Source organism: Sphingomonas sp., from assembly GCF_031372575.1.
Taxonomy (GTDB): Bacteria; Pseudomonadota; Alphaproteobacteria; order Sphingomonadales; family Sphingomonadaceae; genus Sphingomicrobium.
On sequence record NZ_JANMLM010000087.1, the window covers coordinates 1 to 6,592 of the forward strand.

Sequence of the window (6,592 nt, forward strand, 5' to 3'; positions counted from 1 at the left end):
GCATGCCTCGTATTTCCTACTGACCGTCGCGACTCAATCGATCGCCCAACCGTGTCAACGGATGACGCGCGACGATGTTCTCGGCAAAGCCCTGCACCCGATTGCCGACCAATGACCAGCGGATTGGCGCAGCCAGCGGCAAGAACAGGGTCTGCTTTTCGACCAGGCGGTTGGCCTCGCTGATGAACGCCGCGCGCTGATCGGCGACCAAGGCCGCGCGGGCATCGTCCATCGCTTTGTCGGCCTCGGTCGAGCACAAAGGGACGATCGTGCAGCGGAATGAGCGGATGAACCAGGCGGGGGAGGAGGATGGCGCGACCGCATCGATCAGCCGCAAATCGGCCACCCGGTCGGGCCCGGCGCGAACCAGGGCGATTCCGATCGCCCCCCAATCGGCCGCCAACCGGTCGAACAGGATGGTTGCACCCGGGCCGTCGGGAAGCGCGATGGCAAGGCTGATCGGCGCGCCCGACCCGACCAAGGCCTTGGCCTCCGCCGCCAGCGCCGCCCGTCGCTCGGCGAGCGGAGTCGCGATCCAGGCGGGCTGGACCGGCCCGCCGAGACCCTCGAGCCCCGACTGGAGCAGGGTGGCACGCGGGGTCAGGCCGGGGACGCCGAACGCGGCGATCAAAGCGTCGCGGTCGATCGACCGATTGAGCAAATCGCGCAGCACCGGATTGACCAGAGGCCCGCTGCGCCGGGTCGGGACCAGCCCGAACAGGCCCGCCACCGGATCGAAGCGGACCGTCGATCGCGCGATCTTGGTTCGCCCGACCAAAGGCAAATCGGCAAATGTCCCGCCCAGCACCAGATCGGCCTTGCCTGCGCCGAACGCGGCAATCGCGCGCGCGGCGGGTGCGGCGGACAGGTCGACCAATTCGCGCCGGTCGGGACCGCCGACCACCCGCTCGACGAACAGCAACGGCATGACATCCTTCGCCGCAGTGCGTAGTTGCGGCTGGAACGGACCGGTCCCCATCCCTTCACGGGTCAGCGCAAATTCGGGCTGGGCCAGCAATTGCAGCAGATTGGGCCGTGGCGCGGCGAGCCGGATTTCGATCACCCGGTCGGTCATCGCGACAATTTCCTGCACCGCGCCAAGTGCGTCCTTGACGCTGTTGCGGCTGGCGGGACGAAGCTGCCGGGTCAGCAGGCGGGCAACGTCGCGCGCATGGATCGTCCGTCCGTCGGGCCATTTTCCGGCGCCAATCCGGAAGATGTAGCTCAGCCCGTCGTCGCTGACATTCCATCGTTCGGCCAGCCCGGGCTCGATCTGGCCGCGCGCGTCGAACCGCACCAGCCCCTGCGCGACATTCTGCATCAGCAATTGGCGCGGGGCGGACAGGGGACCGTCGGCGGGATCGGCGAGCTGCAATTTGTCGCTGGCGCTGCCGATGACGATCACCGCCAGCGCCTCTTTGCCCGCCGGCTTGCACCCGCCAAGCGCCATCACGGCGGCGATGAGGATCAAGCGACGCATGATGCGTGGTCTAACGTATCGTCGGGGTTCATCAAGCGTCTGGATATCTGCGTCGGAGTGTTTTACTGGACTAAGGCAGTGAATGATATCGACACCTTCTGGCAGCGCGGCGGTCGCAATATCGAGGAGCTTCCCGATCCGTTTACACCGCCGCTGATCGACCCGTCGGCCGGTGACGATTCCAGCCAACTGCCGAAGTCACCGCGCCGCCGCCGCTGGCGCTATGTCGCTTACGCTGTCGCGGCAGTGGTGCTGGTCACCTTGCTGTGGCTGATCTTCACCGCGCCGCTCAGCCGCGCGCTCGAACCGCTCGACGATCCGGCGATCCTGTTGCTCTCGCAGGAAGGGATTCCGATCGCCCGGCGCGGCGCGATCAAGGATGAGCCGGTCGAGGCCGCGAAACTCAACCCGCTGACCCCCGCCGCATTCATCGCGATCGAGGACCGCCGCTTCCGCCGCCACTGGGGGATCGATCCGCGCGCAATCGGTCGCGCGATGGTCGCCAATGCCTCGGCCGGTGGAGTCCGCCAGGGCGGCAGCACCATCACCCAGCAGCTCGCCAAGACCAGCTTCCTGTCGTCCGACCGCTCGTACAAGCGCAAGGCCCAGGAAGTGATCATCGCCTTCTGGCTCGAAGCCTGGCTGACCAAGGACGAAATCCTCTCGCGTTACATGTCGTCGGTCTATTTCGGCGATGGCGTCTATGGCCTCCGTGCTGCCGCCCGCCATTATTTCGACCGCAAGCCCGAGAATCTATCATTATCGCAATCGGCCATGCTCGCCGGGCTGGTTCAGGCGCCATCGCGCCTTGCCCCGACCCGCAATCTCGCCGGGGCGCAAAAGCGAAGCCGGCTGGTGCTGCAGGAAATGGCGGATACGAAGGTCATCAGTCCGGCCCGCGCACGTGCGGCTGTCTCCGCCGTCCCGGTGCGCCAGTCGGGCAAAGTACCGACCGGCACCTATTTCGCCGACTGGGTGGCACCGTCCGCGCAAAAAGCGTTTGAAGCCGATTATGGCGAGGTCAAAGTGTCGACCACGCTCGATGCCGACCTCCAGCGGCTGGCGGTGCGCGCGATTGCCAATGCCGCAATCGGCGATGCGCAGGCGGCGCTGGTGGCGATGCGGCCCGATGGCCGGGTCGTCGCGATGGTTGGCGGCCGAAGCTACAAGACCAGCCCGTTCAACCGCGCAACCCAGGCCCGCCGCCAGCCCGGCTCGGCGTTCAAATTGTTCGTCTATCTCGCCGCGATGCGCGCCGGTTATTCGCCTGACGACATGATCGAGGACAAGCCGATAACAGTCGATGGCTGGACCCCGGCCAATAGCGACGGCGTCTATCGCGGCGATATCACGCTGCGCGACGCCTTCGCCCGGTCGAGCAACGCGGCCGCCGTGCGATTGTCGGAACGGGTCGGTCGCGGCAATGTGCTGCGCGCCGCCCGCGAGCTCGGGATTACCTCGCCCTTGCCCGATTCGCCGAGCGTTGCGCTGGGCACGGCCGGGGTCAGCCTGATCGAGCTCACCTCGGCCTATGCCGCCGTTGCCAGCGGGCGTTATCCGGTGCGTGGCCACGGCCTGCCGCAACCCCAGGTCGATAACGGCATCGGTAGTTTCTTCTCGAGCCGCGGCGGGACCTTGTCGCGCGACCGTGACTGGTCACCGATGCTCGACATGTTGTGGTCGGCAGCGAACGAGGGCACCGGCCGCCGCGCCGCGCTCGGCATTCCGACCTTCGGCAAGACCGGCACCACCCAGAATAACCGCGACGCCTTGTTCATCGGCTTTGCCGGCGATCTGGTGGTCGGGGTGTGGATCGGGCGTGACGACGACAAGTCGCTCGGCAAGATGACCGGCGGTACGGCCCCGGCGCAGCTGTGGCGCAATTTCATGGCCGGCGCGGTGGCGGTCGACCGCCGGCGCGGCCCCGATCTGCCGTTCCGCCCGCGCCGCCCGCCGCCGCCGCAATTGCCCGATCGTCAAAGTCCGATTCCCGACAGCTGGAGTGAACCCAGCCGCGCGATCCGCGAGATTGCCGAGGCGCTCGACGAGCTGCTCAACAGCCAATAAAAAAGGCGCCTTGCGGGGCGCCTTTTTCTTGGATGGTGGAGCCGAGGGGGATCGAACCCCTGACCTCTGCAATGCCATTGCAGCGCTCTCCCAGCTGAGCTACGGCCCCGTCATCCGGAAGCGGCCATTAGGCGATGATCTTCCCGGCTGCAAACCTGAAAATCACCGCCGACCGCGATTCTTAATGTTCTTCGTCGCTGTCGCCCTTGGTGACGACCAGTTCGTCTTCGCCGGTCGCCAGATCGACTTCGTCATCGGCCGAGATTTCCTCGTCCTCGTCGGGCACCAGATCCTCGGCCGCCAGATCGGCATCGACCGCTTCGGGCTTGTCAGCGGCGGGCGCTGCGACTTCGAACGGCATCGGCTGCTTCGACTTCAGTACCGGCTCGGGAACGAACGTATTGCCGCATTCGATGCAGCCAATCGGATCATCCTTGCCAAGATCGTAGAAACGGGTCGCGCATTTGGGACAAGTGCGCTTGGTGCCCCATTCGGGCTTCACCATGGGTATACTCCAGTCGGCTAATCGGTTGAACGTTTCCTCGCCACAAAGGCCGGAAGCACGCGGCGGGGGCATTGCCATAGCCACAGCCGACTGTCAAAGCCCCGGCATCGTGACCCGTCCCACCGCCCCCGACATGCCGCTCGTGATCGCCGTCGATGGCCCGGCGGCGAGCGGCAAGGGGACCATCGCCCGGGCGCTGGCCAGGCATTTCGGCCTGCCACATATGGACACCGGGCTGCTTTATCGCGCCGTCGCACTCAACCTGTTCCGCTTCGGCGGCGATCCCGCCAATGAGCTAGAAGCGGTGCGGGCTTGCGACTTGTCTGCGGTGTCGTTCGAGGATGACGAACTCAGGAGCGAGATCGTCGGCTCCTACGCCTCGCGCATTTCGGCCTACCCCGCCGTCCGCGCGCATTTGCTCGATCGCCAGCGGAACTTCGCCGCGCAGGCTGGCGGCGCGGTGCTCGACGGGCGCGACATCGGGACGGTGATCGCCCCCGGCGCAAGCGCGAAACTGTTCGTCACCGCCACTCCCGAAGTCCGCGCCCGCCGCCGCCTCGCCGAGCTGACGGCACGGGGGATGAACGTCCACTTCGACGAAATCCTCGCCGACATCCGCGCCCGCGACGAGCGCGACGCCGGGCGTGAGGCCGCGCCCCTGGTCCAGGCCGAGGATGCGATGCTGCTCGACACCAGCGAGCTGGACGTCGCCCAGGCGATTGCCGCCGCGATCGCGCTGGTCGAACGCCACCTGTCCTAGGCGACGACCGAAAAACCGATTTTGCGCGTTTCGGGGTCGGCGAGGTCGAGCCGCACCCTGATCGCCGCGCCGGCCTCCACCTCGGCGTCCTTCAACCGGCCGACCACCGGCAGCCCGCACAACTGGATCCGCGGCCCACGCTGGTCGACGTCGGTGACCACCGCCTTGAACATCTCGCCGATCCGGTCCTTGAGGACGATCGCTTCGGCGAGGTCGATCGCTGCGCGCTGGAGGTTGCCGCCCAGCGCATCGGCGCGGGCCATGACCTTGGGCAGCCGGGCGAAGGCATCGAGGATGGCGGGCGGGACCGGCCTGCCATTGGCCACCGCATAGGTCGCCATCACGACGTAGCGGTCGGCGAGGCGGCGCAGCGGCGCGGTGGCGTGGGCATAACTTGCCGCCATCGCCGCGTGCCACGGCGTGACTCCTGCGGCGAACGGAGCGTAGCTCGCACCGGGGCTGGCGTGGCGGATGGCGAGGAGCAGCGCCGCCTGGTTCTTGTCCGCCGGATCGAGCAGGCGCTCCATCGCGGGGGCTTCGCGGTCCTTGGGCCAGTCGATGCCGAGCGCCTTGGCGGTGTTGCGCAGCCTCTTCAGAGCCCAGCCCTCGGGCTCGGGCATCACCCGGAACAGCCCGGTGCGATGCTTGAGCAAGGCGTCGGCGACGGCGAGGTTGTTGGCCAGCGACAGCGCCGCATTCTGCGCTTCGGCGGGCTCCTGCGGGCTCAGCCGGAGGTCGTAATGATCGTCGTGAGCCACCACTTCCTGCTCGGGGGGGTCGGAGCGGTGGGCGCCGCGCTGGTCTTCGGCCAATGCGACCCGGCGGTTCAGTTCCTCGAATCCTTCGGGCAATTCGGATAGATCAACGGTTTCATAGGCGAGCTTGGCGCGGCTGCGGATCTTGACCCGCTCGACCGCCTCGAGCGTCGCAATGCCATCGGCGGCGACCGCGGTGGAGAACAGGATCGCGGGGCGGACAACATCGGGCAGCAGGCTCGCCGCACCTTCGCTAAGTATTTGCGGATAAAGCGAAACCTTGCCATCGGGGAGATATTGCGAGGTGCCGCGCGCCCACGCCTCGATGTCCATCGCCCCGCCATCATCGACGAACCAGGCGACATCGGCGATGGCGTAGTGAAGGACGATGTCGCCCCCGCGAATTTGGATCGAGAAGGCCTGGTCGAGATCCATGCTCGACGCCGGATCGAGCGTGACGAAATGCATCTCGGTTTTGTCGATATGATCGGACAGCGGCCGCTGCACCGCGGCTTCCGCCTCGGCCAACACCTCGGGCAGGAAGGAGTCGGGGAGCTGATACTGCAAGCGGATCGCGGCGAGGCCGTCGGTCAATATCTGCCCGGGATCGCGGAGTGCTTTCATGGCGCCGGGTGCTAGCCGCTCGCGCCACCAGGCGAAAGCCCGACCTCATTGCAATGTCTGCAAGGGGTGGAAAGCGGACCTCAGTGCAAAGGAAAGCAGCGCTCACTGCTGCCCTAGTCGCGATTATATGGAAGCGTGTCTTTTTCAGGCACAAGATCCTCGAACCACTTGCGAAATTCGCTCGAATACCAGTGACCGCGAAGGTTCCACGCGCTGCGCAGCCCCGGGAGCTGACTGAAGTCCGCAGCCTGTCGCTCGATCGTGCGCCAATGTTCTTCGTCCAGTCGCCTGTTGAGCCATTGGACCCTCGACGATTCATAAAGGCGAAACAGGGCACTTGCATAGGCGACGAAGCGCACCCATTCGTCTTCCTGCAACGCTTTGGGATCTTTAATTCCGAC

General features: G+C 66.3%; 6 protein-coding genes and 1 tRNA gene. 2 read left to right on the plus strand and 5 right to left on the minus strand.

All coding sequences use genetic code 11. The features are described 5' to 3' along the window. Positions 1 to 16: 16 nt before the first annotated feature. Positions 17 to 1,480, minus strand: coding sequence for an ABC transporter substrate-binding protein (locus RMN73_RS08680; protein WP_309602925.1), 1,464 nt, complete (start codon positions 1,478 to 1,480; stop codon positions 17 to 19). A 78-nt stretch (positions 1,481 to 1,558) separates the two neighbouring features. On the opposite strand from RMN73_RS08680, the gene RMN73_RS08685 reads away from it, so the two are divergent. Then, positions 1,559 to 3,547, plus strand: a complete 1,989-nt coding sequence (locus tag RMN73_RS08685) for a PBP1A family penicillin-binding protein (protein WP_309602926.1) — start codon at positions 1,559 to 1,561, stop codon at positions 3,545 to 3,547. A 33-nt stretch (positions 3,548 to 3,580) separates the two neighbouring features. Here RMN73_RS08685 and RMN73_RS08690 read toward each other — a convergent pair. Then, a tRNA-Ala gene (locus RMN73_RS08690) sits at positions 3,581 to 3,656 on the minus strand. A 72-nt stretch (positions 3,657 to 3,728) separates the two neighbouring features. Then, the gene (locus RMN73_RS08695; protein WP_309602927.1) at positions 3,729 to 4,052 is read right to left on the minus strand and encodes a TIGR02300 family protein; all 324 of its coding nucleotides are present in this window, start codon (positions 4,050 to 4,052) and stop codon (positions 3,729 to 3,731) included. A gap of 133 nt (positions 4,053 to 4,185) precedes the next feature. Between RMN73_RS08695 and cmk the strand changes: the two genes are divergently transcribed. Next, positions 4,186 to 4,812 carry a (d)CMP kinase gene (cmk, locus tag RMN73_RS08700; RefSeq protein ID WP_309602930.1) on the plus strand — a complete coding sequence of 209 codons (627 nt, stop codon included), beginning with the start codon at positions 4,186 to 4,188 and terminating at the stop codon, positions 4,810 to 4,812. Here the strand turns inward: cmk and RMN73_RS08705 are convergent. Beyond that, positions 4,809 to 6,191 (minus strand): RNB domain-containing ribonuclease, encoded by a 1,383-nt coding sequence (locus RMN73_RS08705; RefSeq protein ID WP_309602928.1) that lies wholly within the window; start codon positions 6,189 to 6,191, stop codon positions 4,809 to 4,811. The two genes, cmk and RMN73_RS08705, sit on opposite strands and share 4 nt — an antisense overlap. Positions 6,192 to 6,304: 113 nt before the next feature. Next, positions 6,305 to 6,592: hypothetical protein (locus tag RMN73_RS08710; protein ID WP_309602929.1), on the minus strand; the 288-nt coding region annotated here is incomplete at its 5' end.